The organism is Lactobacillus sp. UMNPBX4 (genome assembly GCF_002554115.1).
Lineage (GTDB): Bacteria > Bacillota > Bacilli > Lactobacillales > Lactobacillaceae > Lactobacillus > Lactobacillus gallinarum.
In genome coordinates this window covers 23,129-42,432 of record NZ_PCZF01000003.1, presented here as the reverse complement: position 1 = coordinate 42,432, position 19,304 = coordinate 23,129, and the positions used below count along the sequence as shown (strand labels likewise).

Below are 19,304 nucleotides of genomic sequence, written 5' to 3'. Positions count from 1 at the left end.
TTCTCATAATAAAAAAGAGACTTACATGCTTGTAGCACATAAGTCTCACAAATTAAGGTAAATCCAGAAGTGATTACTTCGGCTGTTGGATTTACCGCAAGCAAATTGCCGTTACTCCCTTATGATCAAGTTCATTATAAGAAGGTTTTGAATCTTTAACAAGTTTTAGTGAATGATTATTTCTTGTAAAAATCATCAAAAACAGTAACTGGCAAATGACGCTTGTGTTCACTCTTCTTCCATAATTTTTCGATTTGATCAGCTGCTTTATCGCTAACTTCCTTGCCTTCAAGGTAGTCATCGATTTCCTTGTAAGTTACACCCAAAGCAACTTCATCTGGCAAATCTGGCTTTTCTTCTTCAAGGTCAGCTGTAGGAGCCTTTTCATAAAGATGAGCAGGGCAACCTAATTCCTTCAAAAGCATCTTGCCTTGGCGCTTGTCTAAGCGGAACAGTGGAGTTAAGTCAGCGGCACCATCACCAAATTTGGTGTAAAAACCACTAAAGTTTTCAGCAGCATGATCAGTACCAACTACGGCACCCTTGTTAGCACCGGCAATGGCATATTGCACAACCATTCTTTGACGAGCCTTGATATTACCCTTGTTAAAGTCAGTAATCTTTTGGCCACTAGCTTCAACTACTTTCACCATAGCATCTACTGGTTCCTTGATGTTAACAATTAAATCTTGATCAGGCTTTTGAAAAGCTACAGCATCTGCAGCATCACTAGCATCAGCTTGAACGCCGTATGGCAAACGTACAGCGATAAATTGGTAAGAATCATCGCCAGTTTCTTCACGCATTTCTTCAATTGCCATTTGGCAAAGCTTACCAGTTAAAGTAGAATCTTGACCACCAGAAATGCCCAACACATATGACTTCAAAAATGGATTAGCCTTTAAATAATCCTTTAAAAAATCAATTGAACGTCTGATTTCTTTTTTAGGATCAATTTCAGGTAAAACATGTTCATAGGCAATAATTTCTTTTTGTAACTCTCTCATCGACCAATGCTTCTTTCTCTAATCTTACGACGAATATCTTGAATAAGATCCATCTTACTCTCATACAAGTTTTGTGATAAATCAACTGGATATTCTTGTGGGTTCAAGCTACGCTTGTATTCATCCCATAAGCCATCCAAATTATCAGCAACAAACTTTTTAATTTCATCAAGGCTAGGTTGATTGTAAACGAGCTTACCTTCCTTAAAGATGTCGTGTAAAAGCGGAATAGCAGTGTAATCAGTAACCACCTTGTTGATGTAAGTATATTGAGGGTGGAACATGAACAATGCGTCAAACTTACGTGGGTCTTCGTCATAGCGAGATACCCAATCACCTTCATTTTTCTTAGCAGTGTTAGCACTGATACGCCATACTTGCTTCTTGCCTGGAGTAGATACCTTGATTGCGTTAGAAGAAATCTTCAAGGTGTCACGCATTGCGTGCATTTCGTCTTCCATGGCAACTAACTTGTAAACTGCACCAAGGGCTGGTTGGTCATAAGCGGTAATGAACTTAGTACCGATACCCCAAACATCGATCTTGGCACCTTGCATCTTCAAGTTAGTGATGGTGTTTTCGTCCAAATCGTTTGAGGCAAAAATCTTAGCATTAGGATAACCGGCATCGTCCAATTCCTTACGAACTTGCTTAGAAATGTAGGCCATGTCGCCGGAGTCGATACGAACACCTAAGAAGTTGATCTTGTCGCCCATTTCGTTAGCAACCTTGATTGCGTTAGGCACACCACTTCTAACAGTGTCGTAAGTATCTACCAAGAAGACACAATCCTTGTGGGTTTCAGCGTATGCCTTGAAGGCTTCGTATTCACTGCCGAATGCTTCAACTAAAGCGTGAGCATGAGTACCGGTGATTGGAATACCGAATAATTTACCGGCACGAACGTTACTGGTTGAGTCAAAACCACCGATGTAAGCGGCACGTGCACCCCAGATAGCTGCGTCAGTTTCTTGGGCACGACGTGAACCGAATTCCATCAAACTATCATCTTTAACTGCCAATCTAATTCTTGCAGCCTTGGTAGCAAGCAAAGTTTGGAAGTTGATGATGTTCAAAATAGCAGTTTCAACTAATTGACATTGAGCAAGAGGACCTTCAACTTGAAGGATTGGTTCGTTCGCAAATACCAATTCCCCTTCCTTCATTGAACGGATGGTGAGCTTGAGCTTTAAATTGCGCAAGTAATCAATAAAGTCATCATCATAGCCTTCCTGCTCTTTCAGATATTGCAGGTCGCTTTCTTTAAACTTTAAATTCTTTAAATAATCAATAATGTGTTCCAAACCAGCATAAACAGCATAACCGTTGCCGAATGGCTCAGTTCTATAAAAAGCTTCAAAAACAGCATTGCGATCGGCAATCCCTTTCTTGAAGTAGGTATACATCATATTAATTTCGTATAAATCAGTATGCAAAGCGAGTGAATCGTCTTTGTCTAATTCTGGGTAAAACATTGTTTCCCTTTCTGTAATTAAAATTTCATTTTTCATTATTATACAGCCAATACTATCACATTGCTATTTTTGAACTTGATTTTCTTAGACGTTTTTTGACAATGTGTCGTAAACTTTTTGAATTGTCTCTAATTGATTTCTTACAGAAAAGTGTTCTTCCGCATAACGTTTCTCATTATTGGCAATTTGACGCAATTCTTTGTTTGACTTATCTACCGCTTCGCCAATTGCCTTTGCAATCGAATCAATATCACCGGTTTTAGCAATAAAGCCGTACTCTGGCCCAGGAATCATCTTGTGAATATCCCCAACATCTGTGGACAAAATTGGGATTAAATTATCTGTGGCTTCTAAAAGCACAAGTGGAAAACTCTCTGAATATGAAGTAAGAACTGCCAAATCAATTCGCTTATATAAGCCGCTAAGTTGATGATGAGTCATAAAACCGTGAAAGGTTACTTGCGGTGCCATGTCTAATTGTCTGGTCAAAGCCTTTAAAGCCTCAAGCTGACTACCATCTCCTGCAATATGCAAACGAATATGTTGGTCGTCCAGTTTTTTAACAGCTTTTAAAAGCAATTCTTGGCCCTTAACCTTTTCAGTACGGGCAACATTAATAATATTGAAATAAGTATGCTCATATTTAGCGGGAATCTCACTATCGCTGTGGAAAAAGATACCATTATAAATTACATGTACCTTACTTTTATCCACTTGGACTTTATTAATGAGCAGCTGTGCAAAACGATTAGTGACTGCAAAAACACAATCAGCTTTTCTTAGCGCACGCAAATTAAGCTTGGTGAAAATTTTTCCTAAAATGCCACGCTCCTCAAAATCCAAGTATGGATCTGAATGCACAGTAATGCACCAAGTTGCTTTGATTTTTTTATAAATTAGAGAAAGAAAAAGGTTGGCTCTAGCCCCATGCGTATGCACAATGTCATAATGTCCATTGTTAATAAATTGGGTTAACTTACGTAAACTAGCCAAATCATAACGACTATTAGCACCAAGCACATGGGTAGTAATCCCCTTTGCACGAGCCGCCTGAGCTACAGGACCTTCAGCTAAAGTCAATAATTCAAAATCTTTACCTTCATTTTTGGCTTCAGTTAATAAATTAACAATATGTGATAAACCGCCACCATTTTCAAGACCAGCATTTACATGCAAAACCTTCATCAATTAATTATTTTCCTCTCTTCGATTGCTTAACGCGTACAACAAATTTAGGCAATACCATCATTCGCTTAAAACGAGATGGATTAGTAATCAAACGATAGAACCATTCTAGATGCGTCTTTTGAAAAATTTCCGGTGCTCTTTTGACCATGCCAGAGAAAACGTCAAAACTGCCACCTACGCCCATCATTAAGGCTGGAGTTTCATTTCTACGTAAAATAGCTAGCAGTTTTTCTTGCTTAGGAAAACCTAGCGCTGCGAAGACCATATCTGGTTGAGTTTTTTGAATTCTACGAGCCACTAAATCTAAGTCTCCCTTAAAGTAGCCATCTTCTGCGCCGACTAAGTTAATATTAGGGTATTCTTTAGCTACCTTAGCTTGCACAGCATGAATTACTGCCGGCTTAGCACCAATCAGGTAGACGCGACTGCCGCGGTCGTTAGCCACACTCATTAACCAAGTGAACAAGTCATAACCCGTCACTCTTTCAGGTAGTGGCTGCTTAATCATCTTAGCCGCCTTAACAATACCTATACCATCCGCAGTGATATAATCTGTATCATTTTTTAAAATTTTCATGAATTCTGGGTTTTCGTTAGCTGCCATTACGATTTCAGGATTAGCAGTTACTACAAAAGTAGATAAGTGATCATTCAGTCGACTAATAAATTCATTTTGAAATTGATTAAAAGTTTTATTATCAAAATTAACGCCTAAAATATTAACTTTATCCATTTCCACACACCTCACGCGTCTTTTCATCTAGTATCTATTTTACCATTGGAATAAGCAAGTACGCGTATGATATTCAAGTTTTATCTTTTCTTCAAACATGATAAGATTGTCTTGTTAAAAGGAGAAAAAATGAAAAAGGTAATTACTTATGGCACGTTTGACCTGCTTCACTATGGTCATGTTCGTCTGCTTAAAAGAGCTAAAGAATTAGGCGATTATTTAATTGTAGGACTTTCTACTGATGAATTTAATGAATTCAAAAAGCACAAGGAAGCTTACAATACTTATCCCGAACGCAAATATATTTTGGAAGCTATTCGCTACGTTGATGAGGTTATCCCTGAAAAAGATTGGGATCAAAAAATCGACGATATTAAAAAGTACAATGTCGATACTTTTGTAATGGGCAGCGATTGGGAAGGCAAGTTTGACTTCTTAAAGCCTTATTGTAAGGTTGTTTACTTGCCAAGAACACCAGGGATTTCAACCACTAAAATCAAAGAAGATCTAAAATAAAAAAAGCTCCAGTTCCACTCAAGTTTTTGAGTGAAATTGGAGTTTTTATTTTGTCCTTTTAATTCTACTTAGAAAAAGTAAATTCAAATCGTTCAGCCACGTAACGAGCACGCGTATATTCAAATGGTTGTCCAGATGCCAGTTCAGTTACCTGTCGTCTAGTGATTAAAGGTTCGCCCTTCTTGGCCTTCAATAAACGCGCATCTTGTTCATTAGCAATAGCCGCAGAAATGTGTTCCGTTACTTTGCCAATTTCAAAACCGCTACGCTTTTCCAAGGTTTCATACAAATGGCTAGAAATATCTTCTTTAGAAAAGTCTTTAACCAAATAATATGGCACCGTAACTACTTCATAACAAATTGGAATATCATCTGCATAACGAATTCTTTCCATGCGCAATACATTTTCATCCTGGTTAAGAGCTAAGCGTTCTTTTTCAGATAAAGATGGATTCCCTACTTGATAGGAAATTAATTTACTTGAAGGTACTTGGCCATTAGCTTTGGTAATTTCAGTAAACGACATGATACCAGACATTTTTTCTTGCACTTTTTGACTGGCAACATAAGTCCCGCTACCTAGTCGGCGTTCAAGAATTCCTTCTTCTTCCAATGTTTTAATTGCTTGGCGCAAAGTCATCCGTGAAACGCCAAAGCGCACTGATAGCTGGCGTTCTGCTGGAATTCGGTCCCCTACTTTATAAACGTGGTTTTCAATATCGCGTTTAATCTGGTTGTGGATCTTGATGTACATTGGTTCTTCCATAACTACACCCCCAAAGTTTAATACCAATTATTATTATATGCTAAATTGGTCTAGATTGCATTTCATACACTAAGTTAATTTTGCCTGATTATTTTTTCTTAGCGGTCCAGTGCATCCCTAAAATATAAACGTTTGGACGCTTATTATATTCCACATTCAATGTATCAGTTTGCGCAGCTAAGACGTTGGTCTTTAATTTAGCTTCGTCCTGCACTGCCAAATCCGCCTGGTTAGGATGAAGAATTAAATCATGGCCATTCAATTGAGCATGTCCACTTAAGGCTAAAAAATATTCATAATTCATATTTCCGATAAAGGTTACCCGCGTAGCCTCACAACTGCTCTTATCTTGAAAATCAGCATGCTCCATCACAATGGAATTATTCATTGTCACCTTAGCCTCATCAACTACGATCATGCGATCAATAGTTGAATTTTGGATAATAGTATGCGTCTTTTTATCGATATAAATCCCACCGTTAAATTTGCTATTAACGATGTTGCTCCAACAATTATCACTTAGATAAAGGCATGAATCATCCTTAGCAGTAAGAGTACTATTAAGCATATTCATCCAAGTTTGGCCGTGCAATAACACATAATCGACCTCAGAGTTATTGAGATCTAATTCCGCATTTGTTTTCAAAAAGGTATTGATACTGCCGCGAATATTAGAATTATTAATAATTGCCGTTCCGTGCCCTTCAAGAGCTAGAGCACAATAATTTTCAGATGGATAATCAATTTGTGAATCATTCATCTCTAAACGAAAATCTGCATTTTCGTACATAGAAACAGATCCACCAGTTATCTTAGTTGAATAAAGTTCAAGAGTCACTTTACCATTAATGGCAATAGCTGCCGTATCTGTACCATACCCCTTAACACAACAGTTTCTTAAAGTAACGTAACCGTTAGTTTCTATTGGTACAAAAATACTATTATTATCTGTTGTCGTATTCACGCAGAGATTTTCTAATGTGACATAACGACTATCTTCCGAAACGCTGATGTTACCATAAATAGTTGTATCCTCAGCTAAACTACCAGTTCCTTTAATTGTAATATCGGTTAATTCTCGACCTCTAGGCAAATAATAATATCCGGGTCCCAACATCAATACATCATCGGCACGCAAATCATTTAATGCATCATGCCAACTAGTAGCGCTGCTAGAGCCGCCAACTCTAATTATTCTAGCCATAAATAATCCTTTCTAGTCAAAAGTCAGCCTCTATTTTACCTGTTTTTTCTTTTAAGGCGCAATTTTATATTTTACACCAAAAGAGCAAACGCTTTGAAGCATTTGCTCAATTACATCTTATTTAATTTTTACATTCCAATAATATGCGACATTACCGTAAGGTGACAATTGGAAACCAGTCACTTTCTTATTAAGTAGGTATGATACACCAGCTTGATAAAGCGGTGCCGCAAAAGCATCCTTTTTGATCAATTGATTTTCGGCATTGATCAAAGCTTGTAATCTCTTCTTTGGGTTAGTAGCATAAGTGGTTTTAGCCATATCAATTTGATGCCAGAAATTATCATTATGATAATCTGGTTGCAGGTTAAATAAACCACCCACCGTCAAGAAATCAAGCGGATCTTCATAACTAGGCTGCCAAGTACCAAAGACAAAATCATAATTATGATTAGTGGTATTAGCTAACCGTGATTTAAGTGGAATCGATTTAACTGTTAAATTAAGACCTGGAAGATTCTTCATCAAATTACTTTGAATGAATTCACCAACACGCTTAGAATCATCAACGTCAGAGGTTAATAATTCTAGGTTAATCTTTTCCTTGCCCAATTCTTTTTTGCCTAAGTTCCATTCCTTACGAGCATTCTTAGGATTATAAGTTACTAAATCACCTGCATCTTGGCGGTAATCTTTACCAGTTGACTGATCAGTGATAAAATCAGACGCTACAATACCATTAGCTGCTTTACCTTGATGCAAAATAGTTTTAACCAATTGCTGCTTATCGATCGCTTGACTAATAGCTCGACGAATATGAACATTGCCGGTTACTTTCTTTTTAATATTGAATGAAAGGTAACCATTTGTTGGCGTTGTACGCGTATGAAAATTAGGATTCTTTTCATATTGCTTAACAAAATCCGAAGTTAAAGCCGCATAGTCAAGTTGACCACTTCTAAAGAGGTTCACTCCTGTCGATGGTGTTTGTACCACTTGAACGTTGACTTTATTTAAAGCAATATCTTTCTTATTCCAATAATTAGGATTCTTTTTATATACCCACTTTAAGTTGGAGCCAGTCCAACCGGTAACTGTAAATGGTCCATTATAAACTAAATTCTTACTGCTAGTTCCATACTTAGAGCCTAACTTTTTAACGAGTTTAGTATTTTGTGGATAAAATTGTGCACCCTCTAAAATTTCTGGTAAATATGGTATAGGATAAGCCAAAGTAATCTGTAATTTATATTTACCTAACGCCTTAATTCCTAAAGAGTTAACTGGTGCCTTACCTTGTGTAATTTTAGTACCATTTTTAATAATCGCATAGCTATCACTATCTAATGAAGAATTTTTTGGATCTACAGTCCTGCGCCAAGCAGTTACATAATCCGTTGCAGTTACTGGATCTCCATTAGACCATTTTGCATTCTTACGCAAATCAAACGTATAGACGCGTTGATCTTTAGAATGCTTAACACTAGTAGCTCCAGCTAAAATAGCTTTATTATTTTTATCAAATCGGTACAAACCTTCCATTGAATTCTGTAATACTTCTGAGCTAGTAGTATCACCATACTTACTTGAATCTAAAGTAGAAATTTCATTTGAGACGTAAGTATTCATTGTTTGAGTCTTAGCTTGAGATAATCCACTGTTAGAGGAACATGCAGCTAACACCAATCCCATTTCTATGACCATTAATCCGGAAAAAAATCGCTTAAATTTTTTAATTTTCATCTCCCCCTTTACTTACTTTTTGTATAATGCTAACATTTTATAAGTATACATTATGTTAGAAATATTTCAAACAGTTTTAACTAAAAACGCAAAAAAGAAAAAGCACCATATGATGCTTTTTCTTTGGGTTGGGTGTTCTTTTAGAACTATTGGGTTAGCTGGATTCGAACCAGCGCATGATGGTACCAAAAACCATTGCCTTACCACTTGGCTATAACCCAATACCAGCTGAACTTTTTACTTGTCGTTCAACAATGGAGGAGGGTGGATTCGAACCGCCGAACTCAGAGAGAGCGGTTTTACAGACCGCCGCGTTTAGCCACTTCGCTACTCCTCCGTTAGCTGACTTAATTATAATAACTAATATCCAGGTAAAATGCAAGGGTATTTTCAATTTTTTTGCAAATAAATTAATCCTTTTGACGTAAAACTACATATTGCCGCAACTTAGGATATTCCAATAATAAATATGTATCATAAGTCCAACTAGAACTAACGTTGAGTACCCAAATGAACCAAGAACTCTTATTGGTGAACATGACAATACTAGAAATATCTCGTAAGATTTCAATAATCAGTTTTTCTGATAGTTCTGTTTTATCCATTTCTGCACCGTAGAACAATTCGACCAGAATACCAAGAATGAAGATAATAATCCAACCAACTAAGTAATGCCCACCTCTTTTAATTTTAACTTTAGGTAATCCTAGCTTATCTTTTTCATTACTAATCTTAACTTTAACATTGCGTGTTTGAAACAGTCCTATTGCAATACCAAACAAAATCAAGAACAACGTAACAAGCATAGTTAGAGGTGTAAAATTTTGACCTATGCTTAAAATCATCATAATCGCAGAATATAGCGGAATGATGATCAATGATAATCTGGTCGCTGTTTCATACTCAACCGTAGTTTTCAAAAAAGAATAAATCAAGATAATTAAAAATATCCATAAGCTAATAACTTTGCCTCTTATTACTTAATACATTTCTTTAATTGTACAGCAAAAAAGCCGATGTATTTTTACACCGACTTTTTCGTTTATTTAAATTCTACTTTTTAATAGAAGTTTACAGCCTTGATGTAACGCTTGTTGTTGTTTCTGCAACCTTCAATTCTGTAGTACTTCTTGCCATTCTTGAATCTGTATGAAGCACCGTAAGTAGTTACAGTTTGACCCTTGTACATCTTACCAGTACCCGGGGTACGACGGTATGATGACCAGTAAATGTAGGCATTGTGACGCAACTTACGTTGAGTACCAGTAATGTTAGTTACACGAACGTATTCGTCCTTGTTAGCTACCTTGTAGTATGTCTTACCGTTGATAGTTACAATAGTTGGAACAATTTCAATGTCATTGTAAGCATAGTACATGTGACCTAAGTAGTTACCGTTCTTGTCGTAAGCTCTTGAGTCAACCATTACAGCATGGGTTTCAGTGTTGCTGTCTGATGGAGTAGTTTGGGTCAAAGCTGAGGTTTGGATCCAAAGGTTGTTGCTTGAAGAATCAGCGTTTGCCTTTGAAGTAGTTGAAACCTTAGTGTATGATACCTTGTTAATTTCTCTAGTAGTGTTACCTACGTAAACTTCTTGACCATCCTTAAAGGTAGTTGAGTTTGATGAAACTTGGTTACCGTAGATGCTGTAAGTTGGTACTGAAGTTGCACCGTTAGCATATACCTTTTGTAAACCGTTTGATACTACCAAAACAGTGTATGAAAGTGAGCTAGTCTTACCACCATTGTTAGTAGCAGTTAATCTAACAGTGTAGAAACGACCTGCATTAGTAGTGTCTACTGGGTTTGAAGCAACTGAGATACTTGCAGCTGCGCCATTGTTACTTGATTGACGTGCTGAGAATGTTACGGTTTCACCATTACTGTTAGTAAAGCTCAATGGGTTAAAGTTTGAACCTGCAACTACTTGGTAGGTTTGGCCACTTGTAGTTTCAGCAGCAGCGCCATTACCCTTTTGAACGTAGAATGCTGGAGCACCAGTAACTGGAGTTGGAGTAGCTGTAGTATAGAATGGAACAGTTACTCTATAAGCAGTATTACCAACAGTGTGTTGCAAAGTAATGTCAAAGTTAGCTGGTAAAGTACTCTTATCTAAAGTAGCATCACCATTTTTATCATCTTTGATAGCTGTATACTTAATCTTTAAAGCATCCAATTGCTTCTTAACTTGTGCAATTGTAATGTCTTCCTTACGACCATTACCATTTGAGCCATCAGGTGCAAAGTTAATGTTGTCATTAATAGCACTAACAATTTGGCTGACCTTTGTAAAACCACTTGCATTAAATGGGGTTCTGAATGATCCACCGTTATAAATGGCTTCTCCACCATTCATATAAAAGTATGGTGTACTACCAGTTACGGCATTACTGTTTGATGGAGTAGGTGTACCAGTACTACTACCCAAACCAGTTTCATTGCTGTCAGCAGCTTGAACAACGTTAGCACCAACAGTAGGTACAACACTAGTTGCGACCGGAGCGACTGCCAATAATGCGGCAGCTGCAACACTAACAATTCTTAAATTCTTCTTCATTATGTGGTCTCCTTTTCAGAAAAATTCACTACGCAAGCAATCGATAAGAAATATTCTCGTTATCTTTATCTCTTACTCGCTTGTGAATCTATTATACCATTTTTCCTATTATTGTATAAAAACAACACTTAGATCAGGTACGCGATTTTCAGGACTACCCTTCCCTTAAATCGCTACAGATATGCTACAACGAAAAAGTTAAACTGTAGTTACCACACCATTACAAAAATAATTCATAAATTTACAGTTTTGTGAATTCCGTCTCAAACTATTGACTTTTAATCCACCAATGAGTTATTTTTATTCATTTTTAACTAAAAGATCTTCTTCCTTAACGAAAGCCAACTTTTGAATAAAAATGTAATGCATGAGGTAGCCAAGCAGTAGTGGCATCCCCGCAAAAATAACCAACAAGAACCCAATCGTAATCGGACCACTCGCCATATTTTGGTAAGCCGCAAGCGGACCAATCAATCCTGCTGAACCGAAGCCAGCAGAGTTAGCCGTACCTGTGATGTTGAAGATCGCACCAACCAAGCCGGCAATCCCAGCGGACACAACCACTGGCCGAACAACTTAGGATTTCTCAAAATATTAGCCATCTGAATCTTAGGCGTACCCAAAAAGTGCGCAATCGTTGTCCCGAGCCGTTAACCTTGCTACTCATAATAGCCAAAGTAAACGCACCGGCGGTGATGCCCAGGTTGGCACTACCTGATGCAATACCTTCGATTCCGATCGCCATCGCAATCCCCACAGAGGAAATCGGAGAAACGATCAATGCCGCAAAGATCGCACCCATAAACATACCCATCACAAGTGGTTGGAAGTCAGTCAAAACAGAAACGACGCTACCAATCATGCCTGTAATCATCTTGGTGTAAGGCAGTGCAAATTGACCAAGCCCTCCAGCAAACACAGCTACTGACAATGGCAAGAAGAGCACCGTGTAGCTGCCCAATTTTGGCGTTAAGTACTTCACTAGCGTTGCCGCAATAAAGATTGTAAGCGCAATGTTGATGACATCCCCTGATCCGTTCAACATAATGTGGCCGTTTTTCATTTCAAACGCACCACTGGCAATCATCGCAGCTGCCGCAACCGAACCCGACTGAATCAAGTTGAACTTGAGCAGGTATGACACGCACATCCCGGCGAACACGGCCAGTAAGTTTTGCATCAGCGTCGTCATCGTCAATATTTCTTGCGCACCTGGCCAGAAGCTAGACATCCCTTTCATCAGCTCATTAATCAGCGCACCCGGCACCAGCGCGATCACAACGCCGGAACTGACGCCGTTTAATATATTCAAAAGGTTTTCCTTGAAATCTTTTCGCATAGGTCCTTTCCTCGTTTTGTTAAAAATAAAGAGCCCCAGAGCATATCTCTGGAGCTTTCTTCATAGTTATATTTAATTAATCCATATTTTCCTTAACGTACTTCTCCAGCCGCTTCAAACCTTCCTTGATATTGTCCATCGAAGTTGCGTAAGACAAACGAATGTAGCCTTCGCCGCCCTTGGCAAAGAATGAACCAGCAACCACAGCCACGCGGCCTTTCTCAGCTAAATCATAGATGAACTTGGTATCATCTTGTTCAAGCCCTGCCGGAATCTTCGCAAAAATGTAGAAGGCACCCTTTGGCTTGACGCATTCAAAGCCCAATTTGGTTAAACCATCATAAAGCACATCGCGACGCTTCTGGAATTCTTTTTTCATTGGCAAAGCATCGTCTTTGCCGTTAGCCAGGGCCTCTTCAGCCGCATCCTGCATTGGCGTTGGCTCCGTCGTGGTAATCGCTTGATGAATCTTGGCAATTTGATCCAAAATCGGCTTAGGTGCAGCCACCACACCGATCCGGTAACCTGTCATCGCCCATGCCTTGGACACACCGTTCATCAATACGACTTGATCATGCAAGGTCTTTTCCATCGAAGCATGTGACTGATCATAATTAAGTTCGCTGTAAATTTCATCGGCAAGAACAAAGATTGGCTTGTCACGCACCACATCAGCTAATGCATCGAGCTCATCTTGCGTGTACATAACGCCCGTTGGGTTTGTTGGATAGTTCATCACCAATGCCTTTACTCGATCGCCGTATTTGTCCAAAGCTGCTTGCAATTTATCCGGCGTTAATTTGAAGTCATCGTCAGAAGTGTCAATTTGTTCAACCGTTGCACCCATGGATAGGGCATCCCCAATATAAAGCGGAAAAATTGGTGTTGGCACCAAAACAACGTCGCCTGGATTAAGCACCGCAGTCAAAAAGTCGTAGATCGACTCCGTTACCCCATTGGTGATCAAAATTTCGCTTGGGTCGTATTTTTGTCCATATTTTTCAGCTAAAAAATCGGCTGCCGCCTTGCGCAAACCTGGAGTCCCGTTAGATGGCGCATAGTGCGAATGGTTGTTAGCGATGCTGGCTTCGGCCGCTTTTTTAATATGCTCTGGTGTGTTAAAGTCAGGCTCACCAATTGTGAATTTGATAATGTCGGGAATTTTGTTGGTGTAAGCCGCAAAGGCTAAAATCTGCCCTGGCTTTTGTTCAACCAAGCCTTTTTTCATGTGTTTTGTTAAGTCGACCATAGTTTTTCCTCCCTATATCGAACTAAATTAATTCAAATATAGGAGTCTTTTTAATCCTTGTCAAAAGAAAAATTAATTCTTACTTTTTATGTTTTTCCACAAACTCCACTACAAATCTGTCAAAGTGTCCATAACTCTACACATTGCACTACTTCTGTGCTTAATTTAGAACCTCATAACTATTAAACTTGGTGCATAAATTTAGAATCAATGATCCTAAATCAGACAGTCGTTCTAACCAATCTAAATAGAACTGATTACCTTTTAAAAAAGATCATTCAAATACGATAAATCGTAAATGAATGATCTAGAAGCTTAAAATATCAATTTGGCAATGTATGCCTTCTTTATAGGAAAGCTTAAATTATAGTGTGTTAGCCACTTTTACATATTGGTTCTTACCAATTTGATAATAAGTCTTATTATTAAATCTAAACTTTTCAGCATTATTTAAAGCTAAGATATTTGTTCCCCTCTTTAAAAGTTTAGCATTTTTCACACGTTTTCCATTTTGATCATAGACAAAAGCATTACGTGTCAACTTAAGCTTTTTAGCTGGTTGAACAACAGTATTAGCAACCTTAACAAATTGATTATCACCAAGTTTATAGTATTGGACTCCTTTAACCGTAAATTTATCAGCATTATTTAAAGCGGAGATCCACTTATTCTTACTTAAAACAACTTTCTTGCCATGTTTCTTAACCACATTACCCTCAGCATCATAAACAAAAGCATTATGTTTCAATTGCAATCTCTTACCGGCTTGTAAAACAGTATTGGCAACTTTTACATATTGATTCTTACCAACTTGATAGAATTTTACGCCTTTGATGACATAAACATGACCATTTTGAAGGGCGCTAATTGTTTGTCCTTTCTTCAAACTTGACTTCTTGTTTGGGTTGCTGGTTAAAACAACTTCGCTGTTTTCATCATATAAGTAAGCATTGTGAAGAAGTGGGAATGATTTTGTAGTTAAGACATCATCGCTTAAATCATTCTTCTTTTCTCCATTTTTATCTAAAACAGTTGAAGTAGTATCTGAAACTACAGATTGATTATTGTTTGGAACTACTCCAGATACTGTAGTTTGGTTATTATCTTGATTGGAATTTGGAACTTCTGCCACATAATTTGGATCATAATCAACAGTAATCTTCTTTTCAACCTTATTACCTACTTGATCAACCACGTAAACAGTAAATACATGAGTTGTGGGTTGATTATTATCATCATTTAAATTGAAACTTTCTTCAAAATTATGTGGTCCATATGAATTTACATCTTCATTATCAGTATTCAAGCCGGCCAATTTATTGTAGCCTGAGTTTAAGAATTCACGATAGATATTATCCCCATTTACATAGAGTCTGTAACCATCCAAATTATCGTTGACAACCCCCGTAAGTTTAAAGACAGGGTTATTGGTCTTAACATGAAGTTCATTTCCATTAACTTGATCAACATTTAAAGTTGGTACCACAGTATCTAAAATAATATTTAAAGTACCGCGAACCTTTTGTCCGTTTTCATCAGTATAGATATATGCAACTGGACGTTGACCGACATTTTCTGCGGTAAAGATAAAGCTGAATTTACCATCTTTATCTAGTTTAACTTGATTTTGTGGGGCATTTTCATCTGAACTATCAGCTAATACAGTCAATGATTTGACATCAGAATCAACGTGACCGATAACCGTAAACTTCTTAGTTGCAGGATCGTAGTAACCCTTAGTTACTGCGTTTTGACCAAAACGAGTAGTATTGTTATCGTTTAAATAATCAAAATGGATTGCTGGGTTAGGATCAGTGCGCGTAGTTAAATCAGATAAAGCATGTCCTGGATATGCAGTTGGGCCAAATGCACTAACATCAGCTGCTTCATCTTGTACATCTACCCCTAAATCATAACGATTAGTGTAAAGCTTTCTGTCAACTTTATCGGCGGTGTAGTAAACACCTAAGTGATTTGAACTAGCTACACCATCCTTACTGGTAACTTGTTTATCATTATAAGATGGACCGCTAACTTCAGTCCAACCAGTTAAAAGCGCACGCCTAAAGATACCATCTTTTCCTTTATTGATTGAAGTATGAACATGGAAAGTAGCTACACCATTTTCTACTTTCCCTTCATATAATTCACCAGTAAAGTAATCTTGAGCATAAGCTTTAACATTGTTGCCCTTTGGTACAGCTGCTTGGACAACTGCATCGTTTGGATCATTAGTTTCAACTGAGTAGATACTTACACCAAAGTTACCATCAAAGCCATCAACATTTTGCCAATTGAAGAATGCTTGTGGAGTGAATGGAGTAAATGATTTCAAAACATTTTTACCAGCTTGATCACTTGAAAATACCAATTCCGTATTGTCTGCTTTAACAGGTACTTCATATTTTCCATCATGAACCTGAACTAATTTACCATTTAAGTAAAAGTCTTCATTAGCTGAGCCATACAAAGTATAGGTATTATTTTCCTTATTATAATCGGCTGAATTTTTATCAAATTCTAAACCATCAGTTGCATTCCAAACAGAAACTGCTGGTTTATCTTTAACTCCTGCTACATCAATAGTTTGAACAGTAGTATTGTTTGCAACATCACTCAATGCAACAGATACTTTATTCAAACTTCCGCTCAATGCAGCTAAGGTATCTGGACTTAGGACAAAATTAAAGTGTCCCTTAGTTTTGACATTATTGTCAAAACCAGACTCACCATCATTTAACTTATAGCCAAAGACCTTATCATTTACCTTAACTGTTGCATATGAATAATTTGTAAATCCAGCACCTGCATCTTCATAATTACCTGATAAAGTATGAGATGCTGCATCATATTTAACACTTAAGTTAGGAGCTTGAGTATCAACTTCAACTAGAAAGTCCGCAGTTTGCTTTTGATTTGGACCTTCATTCCATAAAGTAGCTACAAAACGGTAAGTATACTTTCCATCAGGAGCTGTTACCATTTGACCAGTCTTAGTATCATAAACCTTTCCGTCCCATTCAAAAGCATCAGGATTATCACGCATTGAAACTGAAAGACTGGCATCTTTAGTTACACCATTTTCATCATAGGACTTATCAACACCTTGAATGTCAGATACCACACGAACTACATTACCTTTTGCATCTAAAATCTCAACCTTGAGATCTTTTACATTTTGCTTCAAGTAAGCATATGGCTTGATGAGATCACTTTGGTGATCATTATTCGGTGAAAAGGCTACCTTACCACTTTCATACAATTTAGCAACTTCTTGCCAATCATAATTACCATCGATATTTACTAACTGCTTCAAGGATTCCTGATCAGCTACGCCAAGTGGGTAATTATTTTCATTAACTAAACGATTACCTTGAACATCCGGCTTGTCTTCATTAGCATTTTGATCAAAGACATTTTCACTAGTTAGATCACCATAGTAAGCTAAATATGGCACAACCACTGTCGATTTATCTTTGTCGTTAGTAAAGTGAAGCCAACCTTCTACCGGCTGATTCTTAGTTAAACCTTGTAAATCCAAAGTATATTGAAAATCTTTAACTTCTTTTGGAGCTAAAGTAAAACTATTTTGGCCATTTACATGAACACCAGCCAGTTGAACATCATAAAAGACTCCAGTATCTTCGTCACGCTTTTCGGTATAACCTCCACCTAAATCATCAAAAGTGTACGTTTGTGCTTCATCAGTTAAATTATGGAAAGTAAGAGTTAAAGCTGTTTTTTCATCAACTTGACGTAGAGATAAAGAACTGGTGCCATCTGGTGTTGTTACATAAACCGGATTAGCAGTAGCGGCACCAACATCAATTTGTCCTGCTCCCTGTCTTCTTGGAGAAACTGGTGTAGTATAGCCTTTTTGAGTTTGAATCTTTGCACTGTTCATCAATAATGCTTTAGTAGCAGCCACAAGTTCAGCACCTTTTAATTCTGGATTGGTTTTCTTCAAACGCTGAATTACCAAGGCTGCACTCCCGGCAGCAAAGGGTCCAGCCATTGAGGTACCGCTCATCGTTTGATACTGATTATTATTCACAGTTGAAACAACCTGATAACCTGGTGCAGCTAAATCTGGCTTTAAACTAAAATCTGACAGAGGTCCCCATGATGAGAAGTAAGCCATATCGCTATCTGCACCAGTGTCTGAAGTTTCAGCTGCCACAGTTAAAGCATTCTTCGAAGCCCCAGGATTGGCGACAGTACCAGAATTAAGTGGCTCATAGTTTCCAGCTTCAGAGCCTGAATTATAACCTCTCACAGTAATATTACTTGGGTTATCAACCGAAGCTGAGTTACCGTTGTTGGATGCAGAAATTGAAACAAAAACTCCGTGATCTATAGCATATTGAACCGCCTTTTGTTCAATGTTAGTCAATTGTTGATCAGCAACTCCTTGACCTAAAGACATCTGAATGACATCCGCGCCTAAATTAGTAGCATCATAAATTGCTCTTGCAACATCGTCAGTTTTTTCGTCAGAAAATTGACCAAAAACTCTCAATTGCATCAATTGTGCTTCGGGAGCTACCCCAACTACATATTGCTTATTATCATCGGGATGTCCATCTGCTGCGATAATTCCAGAAACGTGTTGGCCGTGAGGACTATCATTTGGATTTGTATCATCAGAGGTAATGTAATCATTATCTCTATCAGCATAATTATAAACATATGGAAATTTCTCATTCACATATTTTCCGTAACCTTGCTGATCAATCTTCTTTTGCACATCGTCCTTTTTTAGTTTGGGATCAGATGGCATCGTTTGAAAATCTTTATGATTAGGATCTGCACCAGAATCAATTACAGCTACTACTGTATTTTGACCTCTATAACCCTGATTCCACGCCGATTGCACATTTCCCTTCACGTGATCAGCTTGATTAGCTGGTTCAGGTACTGATTGCTTATTGTCTTGTACAACCTGAGTTTGTTGATCCTGAGACTGAGCAGTATCTTGATTTTTTTGCGACTGTACTGCACTTTGCTCATTTTGAGCTTGAACCTTATTTTGATCAGCGTTCTCAGCTTGAGTATCTTCTTGGTTAGTCTCTTGATTAGTATTATTAGAATTCTGTGAGTCATTTTCATTTTCAACCACAGAGAATTTAACATTTGAAACCGATGGATTCTCAGTTGCAGCCTGAGCAGAATTTGCTTGACTTAATAAAACTGTCGATCCAGATGCTAAAGCAATAATAGCTGTAGCCACCCATTTCTTTCGCATGTTCAAGACACCTCTAGCGTGTCTTTGTGTTTCAATCTTATTTAAGTCCTCCCTTGTCTTGAAAACATAATAGTACTTGTTGTGACCTTTTGGCCAGCTATAATTGCTCATACATCATTCCCCCTTCTCTGATGAGAAAATCTTAATATTAAATTAAATTGATATAAGAATATCATCTCCTTTATAACCTTTCAATAATTTTTTTACTTTTTTGTAATTTTCTTTACCAAAAGTAAAAAAATATTTACTACAAATCAAAAAAGGTCACTCCTTTTCTAACAA

12 protein-coding genes, 2 tRNA genes and 1 pseudogene are annotated in these 19,304 nt (G+C 37.6%); 1 reads left to right on the top strand and 14 read right to left on the bottom strand.

What is annotated here, in order from left to right:
* Nucleotides 1-176 precede the first annotated feature (176 nt).
* The 4 genes from nadE to CP355_RS01165 all read right to left on the bottom strand — a co-directional run bounded on the left by nadE (nt 177) and on the right by CP355_RS01165 (nt 4,403).
* Nucleotides 177-1,007 (bottom strand): ammonia-dependent NAD(+) synthetase, encoded by an 831-nt coding sequence (gene nadE / locus CP355_RS01180; protein WP_087175884.1) that lies wholly within the window; start codon nt 1,005-1,007, stop codon nt 177-179.
* Nucleotides 1,004-2,482, bottom strand: a complete 1,479-nt coding sequence (locus CP355_RS01175) for a nicotinate phosphoribosyltransferase (protein ID WP_025005400.1) — start codon at nt 2,480-2,482, stop codon at nt 1,004-1,006. Before CP355_RS01175 ends, nadE begins: the two co-directional genes overlap by 4 nt.
* Nucleotides 2,483-2,566: 84 nt before the next feature.
* Nucleotides 2,567-3,667 (bottom strand): glycosyltransferase family 4 protein, encoded by a 1,101-nt coding sequence (locus tag CP355_RS01170; protein ID WP_025005399.1) that lies wholly within the window; start codon nt 3,665-3,667, stop codon nt 2,567-2,569.
* Nucleotides 3,668-3,674: 7 nt separating this feature from the next.
* The gene (locus CP355_RS01165; RefSeq protein ID WP_025005398.1) at nt 3,675-4,403 is read right to left on the bottom strand and encodes a WecB/TagA/CpsF family glycosyltransferase; all 729 of its coding nucleotides are present in this window, start codon (nt 4,401-4,403) and stop codon (nt 3,675-3,677) included.
* 129 nt (nt 4,404-4,532) lie between these two features.
* On the opposite strand from CP355_RS01165, the gene tagD reads away from it, so the two are divergent.
* A complete protein-coding gene (tagD, locus tag CP355_RS01160) occupies nt 4,533-4,919 on the top strand; it encodes a glycerol-3-phosphate cytidylyltransferase (protein ID WP_025005397.1) in 387 nt (128 codons plus the stop codon).
* Between the two features lie 64 nt (nt 4,920-4,983).
* On the opposite strand, the gene CP355_RS01155 is transcribed toward tagD, so the two are convergent.
* From CP355_RS01155 to CP355_RS01110, 10 genes and pseudogenes are all read right to left on the bottom strand, one after another.
* Nucleotides 4,984-5,685 carry a GntR family transcriptional regulator gene (locus CP355_RS01155; RefSeq protein WP_098043715.1) on the bottom strand — a complete coding sequence of 234 codons (702 nt, stop codon included), beginning with the start codon at nt 5,683-5,685 and terminating at the stop codon, nt 4,984-4,986.
* 88 nt (nt 5,686-5,773) lie between these two features.
* Nucleotides 5,774-6,889: a hypothetical protein gene (locus tag CP355_RS01150; RefSeq protein WP_098043714.1), complete on the bottom strand. Its 1,116-nt coding sequence runs from the start codon at nt 6,887-6,889 to the stop codon at nt 5,774-5,776.
* A gap of 117 nt (nt 6,890-7,006) precedes the next feature.
* Nucleotides 7,007-8,593 carry a peptide ABC transporter substrate-binding protein gene (locus CP355_RS01145; protein ID WP_098043727.1) on the bottom strand — a complete coding sequence of 529 codons (1,587 nt, stop codon included), beginning with the start codon at nt 8,591-8,593 and terminating at the stop codon, nt 7,007-7,009.
* Nucleotides 8,594-8,781: 188 nt separating this feature from the next.
* Nucleotides 8,782-8,853 (bottom strand) — tRNA-Gln (locus CP355_RS01140).
* 34 nt (nt 8,854-8,887) lie between these two features.
* A tRNA-Tyr gene (locus tag CP355_RS01135) sits at nt 8,888-8,969 on the bottom strand.
* Between the two features lie 73 nt (nt 8,970-9,042).
* The gene (locus CP355_RS01130; RefSeq protein WP_233186967.1) at nt 9,043-9,552 is read right to left on the bottom strand and encodes a hypothetical protein; all 510 of its coding nucleotides are present in this window, start codon (nt 9,550-9,552) and stop codon (nt 9,043-9,045) included.
* 140 nt (nt 9,553-9,692) lie between these two features.
* Nucleotides 9,693-11,189, bottom strand: a complete 1,497-nt coding sequence (locus CP355_RS01125) for an SLAP domain-containing protein (protein ID WP_098043712.1) — start codon at nt 11,187-11,189, stop codon at nt 9,693-9,695.
* Between the two features lie 300 nt (nt 11,190-11,489).
* Nucleotides 11,490-12,528: pseudogene (locus tag CP355_RS01120) on the bottom strand (PTS transporter subunit IIC).
* A gap of 76 nt (nt 12,529-12,604) precedes the next feature.
* A complete protein-coding gene (locus CP355_RS01115; RefSeq protein ID WP_098043711.1) occupies nt 12,605-13,777 on the bottom strand; it encodes an aminotransferase class I/II-fold pyridoxal phosphate-dependent enzyme in 1,173 nt (390 codons plus the stop codon).
* A 364-nt stretch (nt 13,778-14,141) separates the two neighbouring features.
* Entirely contained in the window at nt 14,142-19,133 is a 4,992-nt protein-coding gene (locus CP355_RS01110; protein ID WP_098043710.1) for a S8 family serine peptidase, read from the bottom strand.
* Nucleotides 19,134-19,304 lie beyond the last annotated feature (171 nt).

Excerpts from the sequence above, each read along its gene's own strand:
- nadE (WP_087175884.1), bottom strand. The coding sequence starts at position 1,007 with ATGAGAGAGTTACAAAAAGAAATTATTGCCTATGAACATGTTTTACCT.
- CP355_RS01175 (WP_025005400.1), bottom strand. The coding sequence starts at position 2,482 with ATGTTTTACCCAGAATTAGACAAAGACGATTCACTCGCTTTGCATACT.
- CP355_RS01170 (WP_025005399.1), bottom strand. The coding sequence starts at position 3,667 with ATGAAGGTTTTGCATGTAAATGCTGGTCTTGAAAATGGTGGCGGTTTA.
- CP355_RS01165 (WP_025005398.1), bottom strand. The coding sequence starts at position 4,403 with ATGGATAAAGTTAATATTTTAGGCGTTAATTTTGATAATAAAACTTTT.
- tagD (WP_025005397.1), top strand. The coding sequence starts at position 4,533 with ATGAAAAAGGTAATTACTTATGGCACGTTTGACCTGCTTCACTATGGT.
- CP355_RS01155 (WP_098043715.1), bottom strand. The coding sequence starts at position 5,685 with ATGGAAGAACCAATGTACATCAAGATCCACAACCAGATTAAACGCGAT.
- CP355_RS01150 (WP_098043714.1), bottom strand. The coding sequence starts at position 6,889 with ATGGCTAGAATAATTAGAGTTGGCGGCTCTAGCAGCGCTACTAGTTGG.
- CP355_RS01145 (WP_098043727.1), bottom strand. The coding sequence starts at position 8,593 with ATGGTCATAGAAATGGGATTGGTGTTAGCTGCATGTTCCTCTAACAGT.
- CP355_RS01125 (WP_098043712.1), bottom strand. The coding sequence starts at position 11,189 with ATGAAGAAGAATTTAAGAATTGTTAGTGTTGCAGCTGCCGCATTATTG.
- CP355_RS01115 (WP_098043711.1), bottom strand. The coding sequence starts at position 13,777 with ATGGTCGACTTAACAAAACACATGAAAAAAGGCTTGGTTGAACAAAAG.
- CP355_RS01110 (WP_098043710.1), bottom strand. The coding sequence starts at position 19,133 with ATGAGCAATTATAGCTGGCCAAAAGGTCACAACAAGTACTATTATGTT.